The following is a 24,927-nucleotide window of genomic DNA, read 5'->3' on the forward strand; positions in this document are numbered from 1 at the left end:
TGGTCGTCCTTGCAAACGGCCAGACAAACCACCCCCACCCCCCCCCCCCCCCCCCCCCCCCCCCCCCCCCCCCCCCCCCCCCCCCCCCCCCCCCCCACCCCGCTCGTGCTACGCCTGGCCGTCCGCGAGTTCGGTCAGCCGGAGACGCCGGGAGCGGGCCATAGGACCGCAGCCGCTGGAACGCCTCGTCAGCCGCGATCCCGGCGCGCTCGGCGAGTGCTCCTTTGGCCTGTTCGATGACCACTCGGCTGTGCAGGGCGTTCTGCAGCTGGGCTTCGTGGAGAACGTCGCCGACAAGACCGGCATCCTCGACCACCGGGTCCAGGGCGACCTCGACCGCTTCAAGAAGTTCGTCGAGGTCCGCGACGGCCAGGAGACCGGCGCCTGGCGCGGTGACGTCGATCGCCCCGCCCAGCGCCGATCACTCCCCCCGGAGCGCCGGCGCGGGGCATCGCTCCCGGCAAAGCGGGTACTCCTCAGTCATGACAGACGAAAATCATGGTGCCGACCGCCCACAGCCGCCCGAACCCGATCCCGAACCCCGGACTTTGGACCGCGGCCTGGCCCCGCAGTCGGAGGCCCCAGAGATCACCTCGACCCACCCTCTCGACCGCGGACTCGCCCCACCTGACGACGAAGAGTGAGCGGCCGGGCGCGGCTCATCGGCGGGCAGCGAGCTCACGGCCGGTGCGGAAGAACCGGACGACGGCGTCCACACCACCGAGCTCGGCCGTCGTCCGGGTCGCCCCGAAGGCCATGTTCCAGAACTCACCCCGGCGGGGCTCGAAGGGCCCGACGTAGGCGTAGGGCTCGGCGACGTGCTGGTCGCCGGGCGAGACGCCGTAGTTCACCTGGTCGAGGGTGATCGCGACGTCGAAGTGTTCCGGCCACAGGATCGGCGTGCTGCCGGGCGCGAACTCACGGAGCGCGGTCCCCGGCGGCGAACGCCGCCACCAGCGTCTTCACCGCCTCCGCGTCGAGAGCCATCACCTCGCCCGTCCGCCCGCCCGGACCGCCGCCGTACACCCCGGCGGGCTCGCCGGCCTCGACGAATTCGTCGAGCTCGTCACGGCGTTCCTCGACGACGCTCTCGACTCCGCCACCGAAGCCCGCTTCATCGAGCACCTCGCCCTGTGCGAAGGCTGCGAGCGCTACCTCGACCAGTTCCGCACGACCATCGACGAGCTGGGCCGCCTGCCCGCGGAGACCCTCTCCCCCGAAACGCGTGCGGCCGTCCTCGGCGCTTTCCGCGACTGGCACACCTCCTGACGGACGTCGTCACGGTCTTGCGCCCTGGCTCTCGCGCTGTACTGTACAGGTATGAACAGGCTTGGACAGGTTCACTTCGGGAAGCGGGACCGGCTGATCGCCGAGCTCGCCGGGCAGATCCGCTCGGGCCGGCTCGCGCACGGGGCGCGGCTGCCCGGCGAAGTCGAGCTGGCCGGGCAGTACCAGGTCAGCCGGGGCACCGTGCGGAGCGCGCTGTCCGAGCTGCAGCGGCGGGATCTCATCGCCACCCGGAGCGGGATCGGCTCGTTCGTCACCTTCGACGGCGTCGAGCTGGACCAGTCCGTCGGCTGGGCGACCGCCCTCGCCGGGTCGGGCTTCGCCATCGGCACCGAGCTGCTCGGCATCGAGCGGGTCGCGGACGCCGCGCTGACCGAGCGGTTCGCCGTACCGGAGTTCGTGGCCGTGCGCCGGTTGCGCCGGGACCGGGAAGCCGGCCCCGTGTCCTACGAGGTCGCGCTCGTGCCCGCCACCGGCACGCTTGCCGACCTGCCCGAGCGCGGTTTGGTGCGCGGCTCGCTCACCGCCACCCTCACCGACGCCGGCCTCGTCGCCACCGGCGGTGACCAGTGGCTCGGCGCCGAACCGCTCGCCTCCGACGCCGCCGCGCTGCTGGAGCGTCCCGCGGGCACGCTCTTCCTGCTCGCCACGCGCACGAGCACCGACGCGAACGGCGGGCTGGTCGAACACGTCGTGAGCCTGCTCGACCCGGCCCGGTTCCGCTTCCACCTGGGCTTCGGTGACCGGTGACCACCCGCGACCGCGCCCTCGGCGCCTTCACCGGACTCGCCCTCGGCGACGCGCTCGGCATGCCCACCCAGTCGTTCTCCCCGGCGCAGATCGCCGCCCACTACGGCGTGGTCGACACCCTGCTCGACGCCGTGCCCGAACAGCCGATCGCGCCGAACCTGCCCGCCGGCACGATCACCGACGACACCGAGCAGGCCGTCCTGGTCGCCGGGCTGCTGCTCGACGGCCACGGCCGGATCGACCCGCACGTCTTCGCGAAGGCGCTGCTGGACTGGGAAGCCGACATGATCCGGCGCGAACTGTCCGACCTGCTCGGGCCGTCCACCAAACGCGCCCTGCAGCTGCTGGAGTCGGGCACCCCGCCGGAGCGGGCCGGCCGGTTCGGCACCACCAACGGCGCGGCCATGCGCGTCACGCCGATAGCCATCGCCACTCCGCCGGAGCTCGGCTCGCTGCTCGACGCCGTCGTCGCAGCCAGCGAGCTGACGCACAACACGAGTCTCGGCATCGGTGGTGCCGCCGCGGTCGCCGCCGCCGTGTCGGCCGGCATCGACGGCGCGGCCCTGCCGCAGGCGCTGGACTTCGCCGAAGAAGCCGCGGCCGCGGCGGCGCCGCGAGGCCACTGGAGCGCCGGCGGCGAGATCGCCGCGCGGATCCGGTGGGCCCGGCGCTGGGTGCGCGGGATGGACGCCGACGAGCTGACCGCCGCCGTCACCGGCGTGATCGGCACCTCGGTCGCCGCCCAGGAGTCCGTCGTCGCGGCCTTCGCGATCGCCGAAGCGCTGGGCGACCGGCCAGAGAAAGCGCTTACCTTCGCCGCTGGCGTAGGCGGCGACACCGACACCGTCGCCGCCATGTGCGGGGCGATCCTCGGCGCCCGGCACGGCCTGGCCGGACTCCCGGCCGACCTCGTCGAAATCGTGCGGAAAGTCAACCGCCTGGACCTCGAACCCGTCGTCGACGGGCTGCTCGACCTGCGCAACTCGGCCCAAAGGAGTCGCCGATGACCACCACCGAAACACCCGCCGAAACCGACGGAGCCCTGGAAACCCGCGGGATCGAGCCCGTACCCGAAGCCGAACGCACCGGCCACCCCATGCAGCTGTTCTGGGTCTGGTTCGCGGCGAACATCTCGATCCTCGGCCTGCCGCTGGGCGCGACGCTCGTCGCTGTCTGGCACCTCGCGTTCTGGCAGGCCGCGATCGTCGCCCTGCTCGGCGCGGTCGGCTCGTTCGCGATCGTCGGCGCCGTCTCCATCGCCGGCCGCCGCGGCGGCGCGCCCGGGCTGACGCTTTCCCGCGCGGTCTTCGGGGTACGCGGCAACGCGGGCCCGACCGTGGTCTCGCTGATTTCCCGGCTGGGCTGGGAAACCGTCAACACGACGACGGCCGCGTTCGCACTGCTGTCCTTGTGCGCCATCGTGTTCGGCACCGATTCCCGGGCCAAGTCGGTCCCCGTGCTCACGATCGCCTGCATCGCGGTCTTCGTCGTGTGCACCGTGATCGTGTCCGGGCTCGGGCACCGCGTCCTCGTGGCCGTCCAGCGCTGGGCGACCTGGATCTTCGGGGCACTCAACATCGTCGTCGGCACCGCGCTGGTGACCACTGTGGACTGGCACGCGGTCGGCTCGGCGTCGCCGGCCTCGCTCGGCGCGATGATCGCCGGGATCGGCACGATCGCGGCGGGCACCGGCATCGGCTGGGCCAACGCGTCGGCGGACATGTCGCGCTACCAGCACCCGGCCGTGCGCGCCGGCTCCCTCGTCGCCTCCGCCGCCGTCGGCGCCGGAATTCCCCTGGTGTTGCTCATCTCGCTGGGCAGCCTGCTGTCGGCGGGCGACCCGGCGCTGGCGCAGGCCGGTGACCCGGTCGCCGCGATCCGGGCGATGCTGCCGGCCTGGATGGCGGTGCCGTACCTGATCGCCGCGTTCGGCGGGCTGCTGCTGTCGAACCACCTGTCGGTGTACTCGGCCGGGTTGACCACGCTGACCCTCGGCGTCCGGATCAAGCGCGTCTACGCCGTTGTCGTCGACGTCGTGGTGACCACCGCGGGCGCGATCTACTTCATGCTGGTCGCCGACAACTTCTACGACCCGTTCATCGCGTTCATCAGCCTGCTGGCCGTGCCGATCACCGCGTGGGTCGGCGTGTTCGTCACCGACATGACGCGCCGCCGGACCTACGACCCGGACGCCCTGATGGACATGCGCCGCACCAGCCGTTACTGGTACCGCGGCGGGGTCGAGCCGCGGGCGCTCGGGGCGTGGGCCGTGGCCATCGTAGTGGGCTACCAGTTCACGACCGCGGGCTCGGGCGACGACGTCTGGTTCACCGGGCTCTTCGCCGGCAGCTGGCCCGGCCAGAACGGTCTCGGCTGGGTGATCACCTTCGTCGTCGCCGCCGGCCTCTACGGCCTGTCCGGCGGCGCGCGGCGCGGAGCCGGCCGATGACCGGACGGCTGGTCCACACAGGACAGGTCGTCGTGGACCTGGTCATGCGCGTCCCGGCCCTGCCCGCGCCCGGTGGCGACGTCCTGGCCGCGGACACCGCGCTCCACGCGGGCGGCGGCTTCAACGTCATGGCCGCCGCCGCCCGCTCGGGTGCGCGGGTCGTCTACGCCGGGGCGCACGGCACGGGCCGGTTCGGCGACCAGGCGCGAGCCGCACTCGCCGGCGCGGGCGTCGAAGTCGTCCAGCCGGTCACCGCCGAGGTGGACACCGGCGTGTGCGTGGTGCTCGTCGACGACTCCGGCGAGCGGACGTTCGTGACCGCCACCGGCGCGGAAGGCAGGCTGCCACCGGACGGGTTGTCCGGCGTGCGGACGACCGCGGAAGACCTGGTTTACGTCACCGGCTACAGCCTCGCGCACGAGTCGAACCGGGCCGCGCTGCGCCAGTGGCTGCCCGGTCTCGACGGGCCGCGCGTGCTGTTCGACCCCGGACCACTGGCCGCCGATGCCGGCGATCTCGCCGCGGTCCTCCCCAGCGTGGACATCCTGTCCGCCAACCTGGCCGAGGCCCGCGCGCTCAGCGGCGAGACCGACGCCCGCGCGGCGGCGAAGGCGCTCGCGTCCCGGCTCCCGGCCGATGCGGCGGTCATCGTGCGCAACGGCGCGGACGGCTGCGTGCTCGCCCAGGACGGCACGGTCACGGTGGTACCGGGCTTCCCGGTCACTCCGGTGGACACCAACGGCGCCGGTGACGCCCACTGCGGCGTCCTCGCCGCCGCGCTGCTGACCGGCGCGGACCTGACCACCGCGGCGACCCGGGCGAACGCGGCCGCGGCGTTGTCGGTGCTCGAGCCCGGTCCGGCCACCGCGCCCCCGGCCGAGCGGATCGACCGGTTCCTCGCCTCGGCGCGCAGATGAACAACGCGGTCACCTGAAACAGCGGCTCGCGGTGCCGGGGAGGCGGCCACCCGGATGCGACGCGAGTCACCTCGAGCGAGTTCAATAGCGGTCACACCCTGACCGCTATTTGGGGCACAGTCAGGTCAGTCGCTCGCACTAACCGCAGGAGGATCCCATGGCCGTCAGCACGCTCACCCACCTCAACTTCACCGGCAACGCCCGCGCGGCGCTGGAGTTCTACCAGACCGTGTTCGGCGGCCAACTGATGATCATGGAGCACGGCGCCCAGCTCGGGGACGGCGTTGACGGCCGCGACACCGGCTACGTGCCGATGGCCGCCGACCACCCCGACGCCGACCGTGTCGCCTTCGGCATGGTGGTCGCCGAAAACGGCTTCCGCATCGCCGCCTACGACGTCCTCGGCACCGCCGGCACGGACGCGACCGGAGGCATCGCCGCGCCGGCCGGCCCGGCTTCACCGCGCACCGGCGGAGTCACCCACACCGAGCCGTTCTTCGTGCTGCTCAACGGCGACTCCCTCGACGAGCTGACCCCGCTGTGGCAAGGACTGTCCCAGGACGGCACCGTGATCGCGGAGCTCGGCCCCGCGCCGTTCGCGCCGGTCTACGGCATGGTCACCGACCGGCTCGGCGTCACCTGGGTCTTCGGTCTCACCCAGGGTGGCTGATCCGGGTCCGGCCGACGCGCCGCGGTAACACCTTCGGGTGACTTGTCGCCGGTCGGGTGGGAGAAGCCCGTTCGGGTGGGCATTCCCTTCCGTTGCGACTTCGCGCGGCGAGAGAGGTGCCCATGTTTCCCGAGGACGAACGGCGCGCGCTCGAGCGGATCGAAGCCGAGCTCTCGGCCACCGATCCCGCCCTCGCCGACCGGTTCTGCCGGCGACCCGACCGGTGGCGGTGGTTCTTCGTGCTGCTCGCGGTCACCGGCGTGTGCGCGCTCGTCGTGGGAGTCCTCGTGGGCAGCGGAAGCCTGACGGTCGTGGGGATCGTGACCATCGGCGTGCTCGCCATCGAGCACTTCTCCCGGCGGCCCGGCAAGCCTGACGGGTGACCTCGGACCCCCACTCCACCGGCGATGAGGTTCAGGCTTCGAACCCCGCCGGCGGCCGCACCACCCGCGCGGCGCCTGGTTCGCTCCTCCGGGTGGGTAGCGCTGACCAACCGGCGCGGCATCGGCGTCCTGGTGAGCGGCGAGCCGCTGCTGGAGGTCAACGCCTCGCTGGGGTGCACAGACGCATGACGAATACAAGTTGTTCGCCGACCGCGACCTCGCCATGACGGCAGGCCGGGCGGTTAGGCGGGCCGGCTGGTCAGCTCCGCGGCACCGAAGGAGACGTCGAAGCGGTCGCACCAGATGCTCACGCTGGTGTAGCCGGCCAGGTCGGTGCCCGCCGGCAGGGCGTAGTTCTGGTTCCCCTTGTTGCCCTTGAGCTTGCCGGCGTCGAGGTGCTTGCCGTCGTCGAAGACGTCCCAGCCGTCCTTGCCCGGCCGCACCGGCGCATCGGTGAGCCAGACGTGGACGTCGGGGCCGCTGCTGGTGGCGAGGTCTTCCAGGCGCAGCACGAGTGATCCGTCGGCCGCGCGCAACACGCGGACCGTCCCGGTGGTCCGGTGCTCGTGACTGATCAGCGTGCCGGCCGCGACCTCGACCGGCGAGGCCGCCGATTCCTTGACAGGCGCAGCAGGCTGCGACACCGGCGCGGCGGCCGGAAGGCTTTCCTGCACCGTCTCGTCCACCCAGAGCCGCCACGGCTGGAACCAGTACAGGCCCGCCGCGACCGCGACCAGGCCCGTCACCAGGAGGCCGATCAGCCAGGGCCGGGCGCGCCGGCGGGTCGTGCCGTTCATCTCGTTCTCCTCCGTCGTCAGCGATGACCTATTCAACGGGACGAATCGCCCACATGTGCGCCGGCGCGCGGTTACCGATCTCTTACGGACGCCCCGGGAACACGCGGTCGATCGACGTGCCGGTCAGCTCATCCAGCCAGCACGCGCCGACTGAGCCGCAGCGCGTTCGTGGTGGGCCTCCGCTCGGCGGATCGCCGCGAACGACTCCTCCACCAATCTCGTCCACTGTGGAGTGTGGCGCGGATGGCGCCGTGCTTCGCCCCGCGCTTCGGCGGCCGCAGCGAGCTCCTGGTACGCCATCGCGTGGTAGTCGGCGACGTCGGCGAGACACCGCTGCAGCTTGCCCCGGCACAGACCGTCGGGCTCGGCACCGGTTTCCAGCTCGACCGCCAGGCCGCGGTGTGCCCCCGCCGCTTCCCGGACCCGTTCCGCGTCCAGGCGCAGCCTGCGGACCTCCGGGAGCTCCGCGGTCGCAGAGGTCTCGTTCACCGCTACGTCGGTCGTCATGCCGTGGTCACCTTCCTTCCGGTTCGCTCGGATTTCACCCTGACACGAGAAGGAGGACTCCCAACTGACAACTGCCTTACGATCGCGTCAGCCTGACAAACTATTCGTCTATGCAACAATTTGACTGCTGATAGGATGCGGAAGATGCCGACGCGAGTACTGCTCGTCGAAGACGACGCCATGATCAGCGAAGCCCTGAGCCTCGCCCTGGAAGACGAAGACTTCGCGGTCACCACCGCGGCCACCGGCGAAGACGGCTTGGAGCTGCTGGAGACGACCACCGCCGACGTCGTCCTGCTCGACCTCATGCTGCCCGGCATCGACGGGCTCACCGTCTGCCGCGCCGTCCGCGAGCGCGGCGACCTGCCGATCATCGTGATCACCGCCCGGACCGACACCCAGGACGTAATCGCCGGGCTCGAGGCCGGCGCCGACGACTACGTCACCAAACCGCTCGTGGCGGGCGAGCTCGCGGCCCGTATCCGTGCCCTCCTGCGCCGGGCGACGCCGGACCGTCCGGCCCGCTTCACCCTCGGCGACCTCGAAATCCGGCCGGACGAGGAAGCCGTCCACCGCGACGGCGTCCCCGTGCACCTGACGCGCACCGAGTTCCGGCTGCTGGCCGAGCTCGCCGCGGCCGAGGGCAAGGTCGTCACCCGCGAGCAGCTGCTGCAGCGGGTGTGGGGGCACGACTACATCGGCGACACGCGGCTGCTCGACGTCCACATCAGACGGCTGCGCCGCAAGGTCGAGCCCGACCCCGACTCCCCCACTCTGGTGCTGACCGTGCGGGGCAGCGGCTACCGCATCACCTCCGAGCCGTGATCCGCCGGCTTTCGCTGCGCTGGCGGGTCGCGGCCGCGTTCGGCATCGGCCTCGCGCTGGTGATGACCGTCCTCGCGGTGGCGACCTGGAACCTGACCACCGGTTACATGCTCGACCAGCGCGAACAGAGTGTCACCCGCCAGTCGGAGGTCAACGTCCGCCTCGTGATCACCGCGCTGACCGAGCACGCCGACGACCTCGACGAACTGCTCACCGGCCTGGCGACCGGCCCGGACTCGTCGATCCTGCTGTCCCGCCCGGCCGGCTGGCTCACCAGCGGCCGTCAGGTCGATCCGAGCGTGGTCCCCGCCCGCCTGCTCGACGAAGCCCACCGCGGGGTGTCCGCCCGGCAGCGGTTCACCGCCGACGGAATCCCCGTGCTGGGCGTCGCAACACCGGTCGGCCCGGACAGCGTCTACGTCGAGCTGTACCCGCTGCTGGAGCTGGATCGCACCTTCCGCTACCTGAGCACCCTGCTCGTCGCCGGCACCGTCGCGGCCGCGCTCTTCGGGGTCGGGCTCGGCGCCTGGTCCGCGCGCCGGGCGTTGCGCCCGTTGACCGCCCTGACGGCCGCCGCGTCCCGCGTCGCACGAGGAGACCTCGCGGCCCGGCTGCCCGACCAGTCCGACCCCGACCTGGCGCCGCTCGCCGCGAGCTTCAACACGACTGCCGGGCAGCTGGAACAGCGCGTGCGCCGGGACGCGCGGTTCGCCTCCGACGTCTCCCACGAACTGCGCTCCCCCCTGACCACCATGGTCAACGTGACCGAGGTGCTCGAAAGACGGCAGGACGCCATGCCCCCGACGGCGCAACGCGCACTGCGGCTGCTGAGAGCGGAACTGCGGCGGTTCCAGCGCATGGTCGTCGACCTGCTCGAGATCTCACGAGCCGACCAGGACGAGGCCGACAGCGCCGTCGAGCTGGTCGACCTCGGCGAGCTCGTCCGCAACGTCGTCGAGAGCAGACCCGCTTCCGCAGTGCGCATCGAGACCGATCCCGCCACGCCGCTGGTCTCGGCCGACCGGCGCCGGATCGACCGGGTCGTCGCCAACCTGCTCGACAACGCCGGCCACTACGGCGGCGGTGCGGTCGCCGTCACCGTCCACCGCCACGAGGGCCGCGCCCGGATCACCGTCGACGACGCCGGCAGCGGAGTCCCGCCGGCCCTGCGCGAACGGATCTTCGAACGGTTCGCGCGCGGCCTGCGCGCCGCCGGCCGCGACCAGCACACCGGCAGCGGCCTCGGGCTGGCCATCGTGGCCGACCACGTGCACCGCCACGGCGGCCGGGTCTGGGTCGAAGGCCGCCCCGGCGGCGGTGCCCGCTTCGTCGTCGAACTCCCGGAGGCCACGACATGAGGACCGCCCTGGCACTGCTGATCGCGGTGTGCGTCGCGGGCTGCGGGGTCACCACCGAAGACGAGCCGGAACCCATCACGACCCCGGTGCCGACCGCCACCCCGACCGTGACGAGCAGGGCCGCCCCGCCGACGCCGTGCCCGCCCGAATCGTCAGCCAGTCGTCAGGTGCAGCCATCGCCGACGCCCACACAATGAGGGCATGACCGTCCAAAGCCACCAGGCCGACCCCATCACCGACGAGGTCAGCACCTGGCTGACCGGTGAGTTCGCCTCGCTGCTGCCCGCGGCCGACATCACCGCGATCGTCCGGTCGGCCCGCACCGACCTCGAAGGCCAGATCGTGCCCGAAGCGATGGGCGAGATGCTGCACCGGCTGGCCCGGTTCCGCGTCCTGCGCACGCTCGAGCACGCATGACCGCCTACCGCCAGCACTGCCCGGTCGCCTCCGCGGCCGAGGTGCTCGGGCAGTCGTGGACCCTGCTCGTGGTCCGCGAACTGCTGCACGGCAACAGCCGCAGCAACGAGATCGCCCGGGGTGTGCCGGGCATGTCGTCCGCGCTGCTGGCCCGCCGGCTCAAACAGCTCGCCGAAGCCGGCGTGGTGACGCGGCTGTCGTCCACGGGCGAAGGACGGTTCACCCTCACCTCGGCCGGCCGCGCCCTCGCGCCGGTGATCGAGCAGCTGGGTCAGTGGGGCCGCCGCTGGATGCCGCCACCCCGCAGCGGTGACCTGAAGCCGAACCTGCTGCTGCTCGACATCTGCCGAGGCATCGATCCCGCCCGGCTCCCCCGGCAACCGGTCTCCCTGCACCTGAGGTTCGCCGAAACCCCGCCACCCCGCTGGTGGTGGCTGGTCCTGTCCCCGGAAGGGGCTTTGCCCACCGATACGGATCCGCGGCTGCCCACGGCGGCCCGGATCGACTGCACGGTGTCCGCCCTCGCCGGGGTCTGGCTCGGCCATCGGACCTGGCGGGACGCACTGGCCGACCGTGCGATCCGGTTCGACGGAACCCGCGAAGCGGTCCGGAACACGATCGCCTGGCTCGGCCGCAACCGCTTCACCGATCCTGCGGCAATTGTTTCTTCAGTAAACAGAACGGTGAAGCAACAGTTTGACTGAACCAGACAAGGCCGGAATCCGTGTTCCCGGGAAGACACCGAACTCCCCGGAGACTCACGATGAAGACCCGGAAGTCATGGATCGTCCTGTGCGCCCTCGCGGCCACGGCGTGTGCCCCACCCAACGCCCAGGTCGTCACAGCTCCCCAAGTCCCGGCGGTGACCGGTCAAGCGGCAGCGTCGGCCCCCGCGACACTGACCGAGGGCAACCTCACCTCGACGCCGTTCGGGCCGGTCAGCCCGGCCGGGAAGAAGCTGCTCACCCTCGTGCAGCAGACCAGCCTCCGCGAAATCACCACGTCGACGTGGGCCGAGCAGCGCTCGGCCAACCCGGCGGTGCAGGAGGTCGCCCGGGTGATCATCACCCAGCACAAGGACCTCGAATCCCGGGACACCGACATCAGCACCCGGACGGGGCTGGCCGTTCCCACCGAGCCCGCTCCCGACATGCAGGCCGGGATCGACCGCATGCGCGGCGAGTTCGGGGACGAGTTCGACCGGGACTACGTGAACACCCTGCGCAAGGCGCACGCCGAGGCGCTGATCCTGGTGTCCACGGTGCGCGCCGACACGCGCAACTCCCTGGTCCGCCCGTTCGCCGACCTGGCGGGCGGCTACATCAAGACCCACATCAACCTGCTCGAGAAGACCGGCGACGTCGACTACGCCCAGCTTCCGGTGCCGGGCCTGTGATCCACGCATTTTTGCCGCGTGCACCAGTTGACTCCTCTCTGCCGGTCGTCCCGCTCACCCGGGCCGGACGGAGCGACCAGGCAGATCGTGGAACCACGGCGCGGCTGATCGGCGGGTCCGGGCCGACGTCGGGCACACTGGTGGGTATGCCTCGCAGCTCCCCTGCCCTCGACGCGACGGACGTCGACGCTGTCACCGACGCCGTGCTGACCGCGTCCCGCCTGCTGGTGGCCGTCTCGGCCCGCTCGATCGCCGCCGCCGGCGACGCGATCACGCTGCCGCAGTTCCGGCTGCTGGTGGTCCTGCAGACGCGGGGACCGTTGAAGCACGCCGATCTCGCGGACTACCTGCAGGTGACCCCGTCGACCGCAAGCCGGATGGTCGATCGCCTGGTCACCGTCGGCATGGTCGACCGGCAGCACAGCACCGTCTCCCGGCGGGAGATCGTGCTGGCCCTGACCCGCGAGGGCACGAAGGTGGTCCGCCAGGTGACCGCGCGCCGACGCAAGGAGATCGCGAAGATCGTCGCCCGGATGCCGGACGAGGCCCGGCACGGCCTGGTCGACAGCCTCACCGCGTTCGCCGAGGCCGGCGGCGAGCCTCCCGCGTCGGCCGTCGCCCCCGAAGCCGTCTGGACCTGACCGCGGTCACCGGAACCGCGGCGCGGTCAGGCCGACGGCGTAGCCGGACAGCAACTCGATCAGTCCTGGTCCGTCACCCGGCAGGGCCGGGGCCGGCGCCGCGATCACCTTCGTCCCGAGCCGGGCGACCACCGCCGACGGGTGGTGGACCGTGTTCTCCAGGCAGACTTTCCAGCCACGCCCGGCCGACCAGATCAGCATGAGGTCGCGCTCGGGGTGGTCGGCGCAGCGTTCCTGGAGCGCGAGGTAGGCCGCGGGGCGGTCACCCTTTCCCGGCCGGCGAGCCGGCTCCGGCGACAATTGCCGCGAGAAACATTTGCGGCAGGCTACTCACCGAAGAAGTGCGTTGCGGCGATGGCGGTGTTCACGACGCCGCCGCCGGGGTGAGTGCGGAGAGCACCGCCTGGTGGGTGAGCCACCCCGTCAGCCGGTGGTCGTCGTCGAGGACCGGCAGACCGGTGCCGGGCGCGTTGGTCAGGGCGGTCAGGGCATCGGCGAGAGACGTTTCGCACGTCACCAGCGGTGGCAGTTCGGCCAGGTCCCCCACCGTGCCGTCGTGGTCGTCGCCCAGCGCCTCGGCCACAGCCTGCGCCGTGACACAGCCTTGGTAACGGCCGTCGCCGTCGACGACGGGCAGGATTCCGTGCCCGGACACCGCGAGCGCGTGCGCGGCCCGCTCCAGCGGGATGTCCGCGGCCAGCGGCTCGGGCAGCGGCTCGGCGACCGCGTCGACGGTCGTCGTGGCCAGCCTGCGCTCCTGCGGGTGCCGGTCCAGGTCGACACCGCGGCGACGCAGCTTGAGCGTGTAGATCGTGTCCCGCGACAACGTCCGGCTCGTCACCGTGGCGATGACGATCGCCGTGAGCATCGGCAGGATGATCGTGTACTGCCCGGTCAGCTCGAACAGCACGATCACCGCGGTGATCGGCGCCCGGGCCGCTCCCGCGAACGCGGCCCCCATCCCGATCAGCCCGTAGACACCCGGCGACGCGGTCAGCGACGGCAGCCACGCGTGCACCACGATCCCGAACGCCGTGCCGCCCATCGCGCCGATGAACAGCGACGGCGCGAACACCCCACCCGAACCGCCGATCCCGATCGTCAAGCTCGTCGCGACGATCTTGCCCACCAGCAACAACAGCAGGAACCCGATCAGGTACTTGCCTTCGACGGCGTTCTGCAGCACCGGGTAGCCGACTCCGTACATCTGCGGTAGCACCAGCAGCAACCCGCCGAGGAACACACCGCCGACGGCCGGACGCAGCCACTCCGGCCCGCGCCACACCCAGTCGCAGAAGTCCTCGATCCAGTACAGGACCCGCGTGAACAGGACCCCGCACGCACCCACGACGACCCCGAGCACGACGAACAGCAGGTATTCCACCGGGTTGCGCAGGGTGAACGGGGGCAGGTCGAGGAACGGGGTGTTCCCGAACGCCGCCCGGCCGACGACGCTCGCGGTCACGCTCGCGAGCACCACCGCGCCGAACGACTCGGCGGCGAAGTCGCGCAGGATCAGCTCCATCGCGAAGAACGGGCCCGCCAGCGGCGCGTTGAACGTCGCCGCGATCCCGCCCGCGGCACCGCACGCGACGAGCACCCGCAACCGAGACTCCGGCAGGCGCGTCACCCGGCCGAGCGTCGAGCCCAGCGCCGAGCCGATCTGCACGATCGGGCCCTCCCGCCCGACCGACCCACCGGAACCGATGGTCAGCGCCGACGCCAGGGCCTTCACGGCACTCACCTGCGCCGGGATCCGGCCGCCGCGTTCGGCGACCGCGTACATGACCTCGGGCACGCCGTGACCGCGGGCTTCCGGCGCGAACTTGTACACCAGCGGCCCGTAGACCAACCCGGCGACCACCGGCGCCAGCAGCAGGAACCACGGCCCCAGCTCGGGGAACCACGGGTGCGCGGCGCGGCCGGCATCGGCGTAGTCGGCGTGGCCGGAGAACAGGTGGGTGAACGTCGTGATCAGCCATCGGAACACGATCGCGCCCAGTCCCGCGCCGGCGCCGATGAGCACAGCGAGACCGACCAGGCCGGACCGGCTCTCCCGCAGCCACCTCCCGACCGGCTGCCGGACCGGAACCGGGACCCGCCTGACCGACACGCTGTTACCTGAAGACACTATTGCATTATGCAACACTTGCTTCAGTCACACGACAGGACCCCCGGAGCGGCGAGCCCACGACGGGATCGGTGACGGCCACGCGGGCGAGCTCGTAACCCCGCCACCATGTCGCTTCCGCTCGGGCCGGAGCCTTTCGGCACCTCGGGTCCGCGCCCCGACCCCCATGGCGCGGTCCTCGCTCACGCCTGCCGCGCCGGATCCGCCGGCGCCCGGAGCCCACTGCTCAGTGGCTCTCCCGGGACCCGACGATTTCCTTGCGTTCCTCAGCTGAGGACGAAGTAGCGCAGCCAGAGGTAGGGCGCGGCGATCAGCACGGTCAGCAGCGTCACCTGTGCACCCTTGCGGGTGAACTCCCAGAACGAGATCGGGCTCCCGGACCGCGCCGCGATGCCGAGCATCACCACGTTGGCGCTCGCGCCGATCGCCGTCATGTTGCCGCCGAAGTCCGCGCCCAGTGCCAGCGACCACCAGAGCGCCTCCGAGTGCCCGGGGTCCGAGATGTCCTGGGTGAGTGCGAGGACGAGCGGGCTCATGGTGGCCACATAAGGGATGTTGTCGATCACGCCGGACAGCAGCGTGGAGACCACCAGGATCAGCATCACCGCGAAGAGCGCGTTGCCGCCGGTGGCGTCGGCCGCGAGCTTGGCCAGGTTCCCGATGACCCCGGTCTTGACCAGCGCGCCGATCATCACGAACAGCCCGGCGAAGAACAGCAGCGTCTCCCACTCCACCCCGGCGAGGTAGTCCTTCGGTTCGGCCCGCGAAATCAGCACGAGGATGCCGGCGCCCAGGAGGGCCACCACGGACGGCTCGAGGGGGAACACCGAGTGCCCGACGAACCCGGCGAACACCGCGAGCAGCACGACACCGCACTTGACCAGCAGCCCCCGGTCCCGGATCGCCTCCCGCTCGTTCAGCCGCATCACGTCGGCCACCCGCGCCGGATCCACGGCGAACGAGCCGCGGAACACCCAGCGCAGCGCCGCCGTGAACGCGAGGACCTCGATGGCCACGATCGGCGCGAGGTTGAGCAGGAAGTCGTTGAACGACAGGCCCGCGCGGCTGCCGATGATGATGTTCGGCGGGTCCCCGATCAGCGTCGCGGCGCCGCCGATGTTCGACGCCAGCACCTCGGCGATGAGGAACGGGACGGGCTTGATGTCCAGCCGGTCGCAGACCAGCAGCGTCACCGGGGCGATGAGCAGCACCGTCGTGACGTTGTCCAGGAACGCCGAGGCGATCGCGGTGATCAGCACCAGCAAGACCATGATCCGCAGCGGCGAGCCCTTGGCCCGCTTGGCCGCCCAGATCGCCAGGAACTCGAAAACGCCGGTCCGGCGCAGCACACCGACGATGATCATCATCCCGAACAGCAGGAAGACGACGTCCCAGTCGATCCCGGTGTCGTGGGAGTAGAACGCGTCCTCGGCGCCGGTCACCCCGAACGCCAGCACCACCCCGGCGCCGGCCAGCGCCGCCACCATCTTCGGGATCTTTTCGGTGGCGATGAAGACGTAGGCGACCACGAAGACCGCGATGGCGACCACGGCGGTCATCGGACCACCGCCGTGGTCAGCGGGGGGTGAGCGCCAGCTCCAGCAGCCGCGACGCCGAGATCACGCCGAGCAGCCTCTTGTCCTCCATGACCGCGACCAGCGGGCAGCGCAGGCGGGCCATGATCGCCGCGACCTCCACGATCGTGTCGTCGCCCTGCACCCGGGGCAGCTCCGCCGGCTTCTCCGGCAGCAACGCCCGGACCGTCTTGCCGCCCAGCTTGTCCGCCGCCCGGTCGGCCATCGACTCGTCCAGCACCCCGGCCAGCGACGGGTCGTCCTGCACGTACCGGGGCACCAGGAACTGCACGACCTGCGACGCGGGCAGGATCGAACACGGGCAACCCGACGCATCGGTCACCACGATGCCCGGCAGCCGCTGCTCGGCCAGCAGCTTCGCCGCGGCGAGCGCATCCGAGTCGACGTCCACGACCGGGTACTCCTCGGCCATCTCCACAGCGTGCATCAGCCCAGCGTACGGCGCGTGGACCGGGTTCGTACGGCACCGTCCGGCGCTCCTGTCGATTTCTTGACGGCCGGTGGAGTGCGAGCGCCATGGAGTTCCGTCCTCGAGCCGGGTCCTCCGCCCGCACCGGGCGAAGGGCCGACCAGACTTCCCGGCACACCTGGCCGTAAAGATGCCGCATGGACGTCTCGGGGGCAAACCGGGGCCGGCAGGACGACCACCATCCGGATGCTGCGCCAGGCGGATCGGGCCGTCAGGAGAACGGGGAACGGCCGACGGAGTTCCCGACGGCGCCGGGCGCCGGCGGGGGGTCGTCGATGACGTTGACGTAGCGGTACGCCTGGTAGTTGCCGTTCGCGTGGCTGTCGAGGGTGGCGTCGTTGATGTTGGCCGTGGCGCGCTTCACCGGGGTCGCGCCGAACGAGTAGTACTCGAAGTTCCCCTTGTCGTCGAGCCACTTGTGGAACAGCAGGACGTGTTCGGTGGTCGAGTTCAGGATGTCCCCGGCCTGGAGCTCGGAGCGGTCGATCTTCTCGCCGTAGTAGGGCAGCGTGTAGGTGCTCGCGCTCCAGCTCAGGTGCCAGGCCATCGAGACGTACCCGGAGCAGTCGCGGCGGTAGACGCGCCCGTCACCCGGCCCGGGTGAGAAACCGTTGTCACCGGGGGCGAAGTTGTCCGGGTCGTAGTACGGCCCGGGCTTGTGGTCGACCCAGTACTGCGCCCGGGCGATGATCTCCGACCGGGTGATCTTGACCTCGTTCTCGGGGTCGCACTTGTTGCCGTCCGCCTTCTGGCAGTCCAGGCCGGTGCGGTCGACCTGGTTCACCGGGTCGTTCGCGGCGTAGGCGTACCGGTTGAGGCCGACGGTGGCCTCGCCGTCGATGGTGGGGTCGGGCGAGATGAACCGGCCGAGCTGCGGGTCGTAGTAGCGGGCGTTGAGGTACACCAGCCCGGTCGTGTCCTGGCGTTCGGCGATGAAGCCGCGCGCCTCGAAGGGCAGCGTCCCGCCGGCCGACAGGACCTCGCCGAACGGCCGGTACTTCTTGCGGTGGACCTCCACCCCGGCCGCGTCGGTCTCGGCCTGCACCGAGCCCTGGATGTCGGTGTGCACCCAGTACTTCGTCCCGCCGTCGACCCGGGCCACCGGCGTGCCCTCGATCGAGACGTACTTGGTGGTCGTGCCGGCGGTGACGTTCACCTCGTAGTCGACGCCGAGGTAGCGGCGGGTGACCCCGCCCTCGACCGTCTGGAGGCGGGTGTCGTCGGCGTCGTAGGTGTAGGTCGACATGACCCCGCCCTTGACGACCGAAGCGAGCAGCCCGTCACCGTTCCAGGCGAGGGTGCGGCCGGCGCCGGAGATCATGTTGCCCGCCGCGTCGTAGGTGTAGGTGCTCCCCCCGGCGGTGGTCACCGCGTGCGGGCGCGCCGGATCGTAGGCGTAGGCACCGGTCCGGGAGTTCGACGCGATGTTGCCGGCCGCGTCGTAGGCCAGGGACTGGTTGTTCGCCGGGGCGGCGTCGTCGGTCGCGCTGGTGAGCCGGCCGCCGTCGTCGTAGGTGTAGGTCCAGCTCTCGTCGGGGAACGGGCTGGTGACCTTCGTGATGTTGCCGCTCGCGTCGCGGGTGAACTCGTTGTCCTGGACGACGTTCGCGCCCGACTTCGTCTCGATGCCGGTGAGCCAGCCGCGTTCCGGGTCGTGTGGGCGGGTGGTCGTGGTGCCGTTGGCGTTGACGATGGCGGTCACCTTGCCGTCGGCGTTGTAGGTCGCCGAGGTGACGTAGCCGGGGATCGCCGTGAGCCGGCCCGCGCTGTCGTAGCGCAACGGCGCCGCCGCGGTCCCCTGCGTGTCCCCGTCGGGGTAGGTGGTCCACAGCTTGCGGTCGCCCGCGTCGAAGCCGTACCGGAACTCGTAGCTCGTGCCGCCCACGGTCCGCACGGTTTTGACGGTGTGGCCGAGGACGTCGTAGTCGAACGTCCGGGTGCCGGCCGCGTCGGTGTTCGCGGTGACCTTGCCGACGTTGGCATAGCCCGCGCGGACCTGGTCGTAGGTCCAGGACACCGTCGCCGCGGACGCGGTGCCCGCGTTGGTGGTCTTGGTGGTTTTGCGCCCCAGCTTGTCGTTGGTGAACGTCGTGCGCTGGTTGTTCGCGTCGGTCTGCGCGACCGCGCGGCCGGCGTCGTCCCACTCGTAGGTGGTGACGCCCTTGTCCGGGTCCGCCACCTTCGTCTGCCGCCCGAACGAGTCGGTGGTGTAGGTGATGACGGCCCCGGCCGGATCGGTGGACTTCGCGAGGTTGCCCCGCAGGTCGTAGACGTACCGCGCGATCGCGGGCTTGCCGCCGGCCGTCTCCTGGCGCTCGGCGCGCTTGCCGTAGGCGTCCAGGCGGTCGGTCGTGGCGTGGCCGTTCTCGTCGGTGCTGGTGGTCGACCACGGGGCGTAGCTCGTGGTCTGGACCGCACCATCCGGCAGCGTGGTCCTGGTCGCCCGGTCGAGCCCGTCATAGGCGGTGAGCGTCGGGTACGTCACCGGCTGCGCGGTGCCCGCCACCCAGTAATAGGGCGCGGTCTTCGACGCGACCTGGCCACGGGCGTTGTACGCCGAGTCGACGTGGATATCACCGGTCGCCGCGTCCGGGCCCTTCGCCACGGTGCGGTACGGGCGCTGCAGGCCGTCAACGTAGCGGCGGCTCCACCGCGGCGCGTTCGTCCCGTCCGCGGCCGGTGTCTCGACCTGCTCGTACTGCTTGGCCGGATCGCCGACGTCCACCCACTGGTGGCGTTCGAACTTGCCGCTGGGCTGAGTGGTTTCGGCCGCCCGGCACAGCGCGTCGTAGGTCACCGTGGTCGCCTGCCGGTTGAGGTCGTCCACCCGGGTCGGCGTGCCGCAGACGGGATCCCACGTCGCGCCGACCGTCTGGGAGAGCGCGTTGGTCTCCACGGTCTGGAACACGTGGTACGCCGGGTCGTAACCGAGCGTGGTGCGCCCGCCGAGCGCGTCGATCTCCGCGGTGAGGTTGCCCCACGCGTCGTACTCCTTGCCGGTCCCGACGAACGCGTCCCGGGTCGACAGCCACTGCGCCGACGACGTCGCGTAACCGGCCGCGGGAGCCTGGTCCCACGCCGCGCCGTCGTACCCGGTGCGGGTCTCGGTGAGCTTCGTCCCGCCCGCGCCGGCACCCGCGACGACCTTGACCGAGGCCGGCTTGTTCACGATGTAGGCGGCCGTGTTGGGCACGAACATGGTCACCGTCGTGCGTTCGTCACCCGCCTGCTCGTCGTCGCCGTTCTCGATCTGGGTCACCACTTCGCCGTAGGCGTTGTACGCCCGGCTCGTGGAGGTGCGCTTGCAGTCCGCGCCGGGGCAGACCGCGCTCTTGCCGGTGTAGGCGGTTTCCGTCGTGCCGGTCGGCAGCACCGTCCTCGGCACGGTCGTGCCGTTGGTGGCGTAGTCGGTGGCCGTCGAGCTCAGCAGCGAGCCGTCGCCACCGTGGTTCTCGACGCGCTCCGGCCGGCCGATCGCGGCGAGGTCCTGGCGGAACGTCGTGTCGGCGTACGGGCACTGCGTCTCGCCCGCGTTGCAGGGCTTGGTTTCCCGCTGCGTGCGGAACCCGAGGAACGTGCGCTCCGGGTGGTTGTAGGCCCCGCCGGAGTAGCTGTAGTTCGTGGTCGCGGCGCCGCCCGGGCCGGGGTTGTCGGTCACCGCGGACACCGTCTGGGTGAGCGGTGGGTTGTTCGTGTTCGCCCACGCCGACGACGGCTGGTAGCTCACCGTCGCCTGGTCACCCCACTCGTTGGTGCGGGAGGTCAGCACGTCGGTCGCCGCGCCGCCCATTTTCCAGACGTGGCGTCCCGTGTTGAGGCCGATGTTGGTGCGGTAGAGCTCCACCATCTCCGTGCGCATGTCACCGTTGACGTCCATTTCGAGGAAGTCGCTGGTGCACTTGCCCTTGCTGCAGGAGTAGGTGCCCATCGTCGGGTCGCTCGCGCCGGGTGTGAAGCCGGAACCGGTGGACAGCCAGATGTCGCGTTTCGTCGACGCCCCCAGGAATCCCGGGGAGAGGGCGACCATGTCCATCCGGTGGTCGCCGTTGACGTCCATCGCGAGCTGCTTGGACGTCTCGGCGTAGGCCATGCTCGTGTCGGTGGCGCCCAGTTTGTAGCCGTAGCCGGTGGAGAGCCACGTCCGGCGGGTGTACGTGCCGAGCAGCGGGTAGAGCTCGACCATGTCGACCTTGTCGTCGTCGTTGACGTCCATCATCAGGAACCGGCTGCCGGCGCCGTTGGCGTTCTGCTGGCTCCAGGAGATGCCCGTGTCGGCCGCCCCGGAGACGAAGCCCGTGCCGGTGGACAGCCAGATGTGCCGGTTGCCGGCGCCGAAGAGCGCGGGCGACAGCTCGACGAAGTCGGTTTTGCCGTCACCGTTGACGTCGGCGGCCTCGAACTGCCGATCCGCGTCGTAGGCGATACCGGCGTCGTTGGAGGCGAGCGAGAAGGTGGCGCCGTCCGAAAGCCACGTCGCACGGCAGAAGTTCACCGGGAAGATGCCGCAGGAATACAGCTCCAGGACGTCGGTCTTGCCGTCGCCGTTGACGTCCATCGGGAGGAACCGCGCGTTCGCGTCGTTGCGGCCCTGGGCCGCGCCGGTCGAGCCCGCGGTGAAGCCGGTGCCGGTGGACACCCACAGCTGCCGCGCCATGCCCAGGCCGGAAGGCGAGAACTCGAGCAGGTCGGCCTTGCCGTCACCGGTGAAGTCGCCGGGCAGGTAGCGCGCGTTCTGGTTGAGCGACGTCGCCCCTTCGGTCGACGCGAGCGTGAAGTCGGTGCCGGTGGACAGCCACGTCTTGCGTTGGTAGGACCCGAAGTTCGGCCACAGCTCCAGCATGTCGGTCTTGCCGTCGCCGTTGATGTCCATCGGGAAGTCCTTGGCGTCGTCGCTGGCCCCGGTGAACGCCTTGTTGTCGGCGCCGGAGACGAACGCGGGCGCGCCGGCCTGGTAGGTCGCCGTCACCGGTGGCATCGCGGTGCCGCCCGTGACGGTGCCGGCGGCGTCCAGGACGGCATCGGTGCCGAACTGCTGCACGGCCGACAGCAGTGACCGTCCCGTCGCGTCACTGGTGGCGTAGGTCAGCTTGTACGCGCGGACCCGGCTGCCGCCGACGCTCACGTCGATGGTCTTGATGCGGCCCTGGACGGTCCGGATGCCGCCGTTGCCCATCGCGCGCAGGTCGGTGTCGGTGCGCTGCTCGTAGCGGAACTTGATCGTGGTCCCGTTGTAGGTGACCGAATCGAGGTACTCCCAGCAGCACGCGAACTGGTCGGCCGCCCAGTTGTAGGTGACCGTGTTGCCCTTCGTGTCGACGACCTGGCTCAGGCCCCACCGGGAGACGAGATCGGTCCCGGCGGACAGCACCGGCGCGTAGACGCGCTTGACGCCGTCCTTCTCGGTCAGCGTCCACCGGCCGGCCGCCCCGGTGCCGGTCAGCGCGAACTTCCGGAAGGACTCGTTCTTGGTCGCGTGCGTCCCGCCCGAAGTGCAGCTCGGGCTCACGCTGCCGGCGACGCAGGGCACGAGCTCCTCGCCGTCCGCGAGGTAGACGTCCGAGGCGTCGTACTGGGGCGCGCCCTTGCCGGGCCCGGTCCGCTCGATCTCGCTGAGGCCGCTCAGCGTCCAGCCGACCCCGGCCAGCCCGTTGAGGGCGGACGAGTCGTAGGCCAGGGAGAACTGCGGGGTGATGTCGTGGAAGGCCGGGACCCGGATCGCGATCGAGTCGGTGAACGTCCCGTTCCCGTCGACCCGCCACGACTTGTCGGGCACCTGCGGCTCCGGCGTCTTGGCGACGTCGGCGAGCGAGGTGCGCTCCTTGTCCTTGGCCGGCCCGCCATCGGCCGGCGCGGTCACCGCCCCCGCCGGGCTCACGCTGCCGGCCAGCAGCGCGACGACGACCGGAAATCCGCGCAGCGCGCGGCTGACCCCTACCGACCTCATGGCCTGACCCCCAGGCACTCGGAGCGGACGGGGCTGGCCGTCCGGACGACTGCGCCGCGCGGCCTTGATCCGTCGGCTTGATCGGCTTGAGAGTACATCGCAGTCCGTGCACTTGAAAGGGGTTGTGTCACAACGGAGCTACGGATTGCTACCTCGCCCGTGGCACCTCGATCACGCACAGTCAGTAGTCGACCAGCCGCGGTGCGAGCTGCTTCACTCGGGACCGGTCCCCGGCACGGTGCGCTAGGAACGGGACGGCCGTCCCCGGCCGCCGGCAGTGAGGAAAGGAAGCCATGCCCGAGTTCAACGAGGTGAACCCCGCGGTCATCGCCGAGTTCCGCGCCAACGGCGGCGAGGTCGGCGGCCCGTTCGCCGGTGACACCCTCATTCTGGTGCACCACTTCGGCGCCCGGTCGGGCACCGAACGCGTTTCGCCCCTGGCCTGCTACTCCGAGGGCGAGCGCTTGTTCGTCTTCGCCTGCAAAGCCGGCCTGCCGGAGAACCCGGCGTGGTACCACAACCTGATGGCCCACCCCGAGGTCACGGCCGAGCTGGGCGACAAGACGTTCCCCGTGCGCGCCAAGGAGATCAAGGGCGCGGAGCGCGACGAGATCTACGCCAAGAACGTCGCGCAACGACCCCAGTTCGGCGATTACCAGGCCAACGTCACCCGGCTCATCCCGGTCGTCGAGCTGGTCCGCCGCTAGGTTGTGGAGCCGGGTTCGCCCGGTGCTATCGGGGAGCTTTCCGGCGTGCCAAGTAGTGGTGCCACACCAGCATCGTTCCGATGGTGCGGTACGGGGCCCACTCGCCGGTCGCCGCGGCGATCTCGGTCGCAGGCGTGCTGCGAGGGAGGCCTTTGAGCGTCTTGAATCCGTTCACCGCCGCCAAATCGCCCATCGGGAAGAGATCGAGACGGTGCAGGACGAGAATCAGATAGACGTCGACGGTCCAGTTGCCGATGCCCTTCAATCTCACCAAGCGTTCCCGGATCGCGTCATCGGGCAAGGTGGCGAGTTCGGCGGGATCCAGGTTCCCGTCGGCGATCTCCTGAGCCAGTCCTCGCACGTAGCCGATCTTCTGGCGGCTGAAATACGCCGCGCGCAGCTCCTCGTCGCTGAGCGCGAGGACGTTCTCCGGCGTGATCGTGCCGATTCTGTCGCGGAGCTTTTCCAGTGCGGCCTTGGCCGACGCCAGGGACACCTGCTGTTCGAGGATGAACCACACGAACGACTCGAAGGTGTTGGCACGATCCCAGAACTCCGGGTAGCCGTACTCGCCGACGATCCGGGTCAGCTCGGGATCGTCGGCCGCCACCTTGTCGCACAGGCCGGGCAGGTCGGCCGCGGTGAACGTCCGGATCGTCAGGTCGGTCATGGGTACAGTCTTCACCTCAGGGTGGCGGGTGGGGTCCGGGGCCGCCCGCCACCCGCGATCTCCCCGGGACTCAGCGGGCCAGCAGGTCCCGGATCGCCGCCGCGATCTCGCCGGGAGCCTCCTCGGCCATGAAGTGCCCGGCCCGGGTCAGCCGGTGATCGAGGTCCGGCGCCCACGCCTTCCAGACGCCGGCAGCGTCGTAGCCCAGCCGCGCGCCCCAGTCCTGCTGGACGACCGTCACGGGCATGGCCAGCTGCGACCCTGCGTCCAGGTCCGCCTGGTCGTGCGCGACGTCGATGCCCGCCGATGCGCGGTAGTCCGCGACGATCGACGGCACCGCGGCGCCGCTCGCCCGCAGGTACTCCGCACGCACCTCCGCCGGGATCGCCGCCGGATCGTTGGCCCAGGCGTCGAGGAACGAGCCGAAGAACGCGTCGGCGCTTGCGGCGATCATCGTCTCCGGCAGGCCGGGCGGCTGTGCCATGAGGAAGAGGTGATAGCCGACCGCCGCCGAGACCCCGTGCAGGACGTTCCACATGTCGAGCGTCGGCACGACGTCGAGGATGCCCAGGTGGGTGACGGTCTCGGGGTGGTCCAGCCCGGTCCGGAAGGCGACCAGGGCGCCCCGGTCGTGCCCGGCGAGGGCGAAGCGCTCGTGACCGAGCGCCGCCGCCAGGCTCACGACGTCGGCCGCCATCGTGCGCTTGGCGTAGACCTCCTCCGTGGTGGCCGCCGGCTTGGCGCTGGCGCCGTAACCCCGCAGGTCGGGACAGATCACGGTGTGCTCGCTCGCGAGCCGCTCGGCGACGTGCCGCCACATCACGTGCGTCTGGGGGAAGCCGTGCAGCAGCACGACCGGGCTGCCGCTGCCGCCGACCGCGGCGGCCAGCTCCACACCGTCCGCGCCGGGCAGGCGGAGGTTGTCGAAACCGGGAATGGTGAGCGTCATCGGAGGCCGTCTTTCTCGTCGGGGATCTGACTCGGTCAGCCTGCGCGGCGGCGATCAGCAACCGA

At 71.0% G+C, this 24,927-nt stretch carries 25 protein-coding genes; 14 read left to right on the forward strand and 11 right to left on the reverse strand.

What is annotated here, in order from left to right; genetic code table 11:
* Both ACZ63E_RS25550 and ACZ63E_RS25555 read right to left on the reverse strand, forming a co-directional pair.
* The coding region (locus ACZ63E_RS25550; protein WP_465339093.1) for an ANTAR domain-containing protein at positions 1-316 on the reverse strand (316 nt) is incomplete at its 3' end.
* 343 nt (positions 317-659) lie between these two features.
* Positions 660-851, reverse strand: coding sequence for a hypothetical protein (locus ACZ63E_RS25555; protein ID WP_465338623.1), 192 nt, complete (start codon positions 849-851; stop codon positions 660-662).
* A 10-nt stretch (positions 852-861) separates the two neighbouring features.
* On the opposite strand from ACZ63E_RS25555, the gene ACZ63E_RS25560 reads away from it, so the two are divergent.
* From ACZ63E_RS25560 to ACZ63E_RS25590, 7 genes are all read left to right on the forward strand, one after another.
* A complete protein-coding gene (locus ACZ63E_RS25560; RefSeq protein WP_465338624.1) occupies positions 862-1,269 on the forward strand; it encodes an anti-sigma factor family protein in 408 nt (135 codons plus the stop codon).
* A gap of 51 nt (positions 1,270-1,320) precedes the next feature.
* Positions 1,321-2,037: a GntR family transcriptional regulator gene (locus tag ACZ63E_RS25565; protein ID WP_465338625.1), complete on the forward strand. Its 717-nt coding sequence runs from the start codon at positions 1,321-1,323 to the stop codon at positions 2,035-2,037.
* Positions 2,034-3,044: an ADP-ribosylglycohydrolase family protein gene (locus tag ACZ63E_RS25570; protein ID WP_465338626.1), complete on the forward strand. Its 1,011-nt coding sequence runs from the start codon at positions 2,034-2,036 to the stop codon at positions 3,042-3,044. The genes ACZ63E_RS25565 and ACZ63E_RS25570 overlap by 4 nt, the downstream gene beginning before the upstream one ends.
* Entirely contained in the window at positions 3,041-4,486 is a 1,446-nt protein-coding gene (locus ACZ63E_RS25575; RefSeq protein WP_465338627.1) for a purine-cytosine permease family protein, read from the forward strand. The genes ACZ63E_RS25570 and ACZ63E_RS25575 overlap by 4 nt, the downstream gene beginning before the upstream one ends.
* Entirely contained in the window at positions 4,483-5,403 is a 921-nt protein-coding gene (locus tag ACZ63E_RS25580) for a PfkB family carbohydrate kinase (protein WP_465338628.1), read from the forward strand. Before ACZ63E_RS25575 ends, ACZ63E_RS25580 begins: the two co-directional genes overlap by 4 nt.
* Positions 5,404-5,560: 157 nt before the next feature.
* On the forward strand, positions 5,561-6,073 hold the full coding sequence (locus tag ACZ63E_RS25585) for a VOC family protein (RefSeq protein ID WP_465338629.1): 513 nt from the start codon (positions 5,561-5,563) through the stop codon (positions 6,071-6,073).
* A 122-nt stretch (positions 6,074-6,195) separates the two neighbouring features.
* Complete coding sequence (locus tag ACZ63E_RS25590; protein WP_465338630.1) at positions 6,196-6,456, forward strand: DUF3040 domain-containing protein; 261 nt, start codon at positions 6,196-6,198, stop codon at positions 6,454-6,456.
* Between the two features lie 242 nt (positions 6,457-6,698).
* Here the strand turns inward: ACZ63E_RS25590 and ACZ63E_RS25595 are convergent, their stop codons facing one another.
* Both ACZ63E_RS25595 and ACZ63E_RS25600 read right to left on the reverse strand, forming a co-directional pair.
* Positions 6,699-7,253, reverse strand: a complete 555-nt coding sequence (locus ACZ63E_RS25595; RefSeq protein ID WP_465338631.1) for a DM13 domain-containing protein — start codon at positions 7,251-7,253, stop codon at positions 6,699-6,701.
* A gap of 123 nt (positions 7,254-7,376) precedes the next feature.
* Entirely contained in the window at positions 7,377-7,760 is a 384-nt protein-coding gene (locus ACZ63E_RS25600) for a hypothetical protein (protein WP_465338632.1), read from the reverse strand.
* Positions 7,761-7,904: 144 nt separating this feature from the next.
* Between ACZ63E_RS25600 and ACZ63E_RS25605 the strand changes: the two genes are divergently transcribed.
* From ACZ63E_RS25605 to ACZ63E_RS25630, 6 genes are all read left to right on the forward strand, one after another.
* Positions 7,905-8,585, forward strand: coding sequence for a response regulator (locus tag ACZ63E_RS25605; RefSeq protein WP_465338633.1), 681 nt, complete (start codon positions 7,905-7,907; stop codon positions 8,583-8,585).
* Positions 8,582-9,943, forward strand: a complete 1,362-nt coding sequence (locus ACZ63E_RS25610; RefSeq protein ID WP_465338634.1) for a sensor histidine kinase — start codon at positions 8,582-8,584, stop codon at positions 9,941-9,943. The genes ACZ63E_RS25605 and ACZ63E_RS25610 overlap by 4 nt, the downstream gene beginning before the upstream one ends.
* Positions 9,944-10,144: 201 nt before the next feature.
* The gene (locus tag ACZ63E_RS25615) at positions 10,145-10,360 is read left to right on the forward strand and encodes a hypothetical protein (RefSeq protein WP_465338635.1); all 216 of its coding nucleotides are present in this window, start codon (positions 10,145-10,147) and stop codon (positions 10,358-10,360) included.
* Complete coding sequence (locus tag ACZ63E_RS25620; protein ID WP_465338636.1) at positions 10,357-11,064, forward strand: winged helix-turn-helix transcriptional regulator; 708 nt, start codon at positions 10,357-10,359, stop codon at positions 11,062-11,064. The genes ACZ63E_RS25615 and ACZ63E_RS25620 overlap by 4 nt, the downstream gene beginning before the upstream one ends.
* A gap of 59 nt (positions 11,065-11,123) precedes the next feature.
* On the forward strand, positions 11,124-11,756 hold the full coding sequence (locus tag ACZ63E_RS25625) for a DUF4142 domain-containing protein (protein ID WP_465338637.1): 633 nt from the start codon (positions 11,124-11,126) through the stop codon (positions 11,754-11,756).
* A gap of 146 nt (positions 11,757-11,902) precedes the next feature.
* Entirely contained in the window at positions 11,903-12,397 is a 495-nt protein-coding gene (locus ACZ63E_RS25630; RefSeq protein WP_465338638.1) for a MarR family winged helix-turn-helix transcriptional regulator, read from the forward strand.
* A 6-nt stretch (positions 12,398-12,403) separates the two neighbouring features.
* Here the strand turns inward: ACZ63E_RS25630 and ACZ63E_RS25635 are convergent, their stop codons facing one another.
* The 5 genes from ACZ63E_RS25635 to ACZ63E_RS25655 all read right to left on the reverse strand — a co-directional run bounded on the left by ACZ63E_RS25635 (position 12,404) and on the right by ACZ63E_RS25655 (position 22,536).
* Entirely contained in the window at positions 12,404-12,697 is a 294-nt protein-coding gene (locus ACZ63E_RS25635; RefSeq protein ID WP_465338639.1) for a DUF6292 family protein, read from the reverse strand.
* A gap of 64 nt (positions 12,698-12,761) precedes the next feature.
* Complete coding sequence (locus ACZ63E_RS25640; RefSeq protein WP_465338640.1) at positions 12,762-14,510, reverse strand: chloride channel protein; 1,749 nt, start codon at positions 14,508-14,510, stop codon at positions 12,762-12,764.
* Positions 14,511-14,794: 284 nt separating this feature from the next.
* Positions 14,795-16,087: an ArsB/NhaD family transporter gene (locus tag ACZ63E_RS25645; protein ID WP_465338641.1), complete on the reverse strand. Its 1,293-nt coding sequence runs from the start codon at positions 16,085-16,087 to the stop codon at positions 14,795-14,797.
* Between the two features lie 16 nt (positions 16,088-16,103).
* Entirely contained in the window at positions 16,104-16,550 is a 447-nt protein-coding gene (locus ACZ63E_RS25650) for a CBS domain-containing protein (protein ID WP_465338642.1), read from the reverse strand.
* A gap of 253 nt (positions 16,551-16,803) precedes the next feature.
* Complete coding sequence (locus tag ACZ63E_RS25655; RefSeq protein WP_465338643.1) at positions 16,804-22,536, reverse strand: RHS repeat-associated core domain-containing protein; 5,733 nt, start codon at positions 22,534-22,536, stop codon at positions 16,804-16,806.
* Between the two features lie 293 nt (positions 22,537-22,829).
* Here ACZ63E_RS25655 and ACZ63E_RS25660 point away from each other — a divergent pair, with 293 nt between their 5' ends.
* Positions 22,830-23,243: a nitroreductase/quinone reductase family protein gene (locus tag ACZ63E_RS25660; RefSeq protein ID WP_465338644.1), complete on the forward strand. Its 414-nt coding sequence runs from the start codon at positions 22,830-22,832 to the stop codon at positions 23,241-23,243.
* A 25-nt stretch (positions 23,244-23,268) separates the two neighbouring features.
* Here ACZ63E_RS25660 and ACZ63E_RS25665 read toward each other — a convergent pair whose 3' ends face one another.
* Together ACZ63E_RS25665 and ACZ63E_RS25670 are read right to left on the reverse strand one after the other, a co-directional pair.
* Positions 23,269-23,913, reverse strand: coding sequence for a DNA-3-methyladenine glycosylase family protein (locus tag ACZ63E_RS25665; RefSeq protein ID WP_465338645.1), 645 nt, complete (start codon positions 23,911-23,913; stop codon positions 23,269-23,271).
* Positions 23,914-23,983: 70 nt separating this feature from the next.
* Positions 23,984-24,862: an alpha/beta fold hydrolase gene (locus ACZ63E_RS25670; protein WP_465338646.1), complete on the reverse strand. Its 879-nt coding sequence runs from the start codon at positions 24,860-24,862 to the stop codon at positions 23,984-23,986.
* Positions 24,863-24,927: the final 65 nt, after the last annotated feature.

This window comes from Amycolatopsis sp. NPDC104819, from assembly GCF_055583145.1.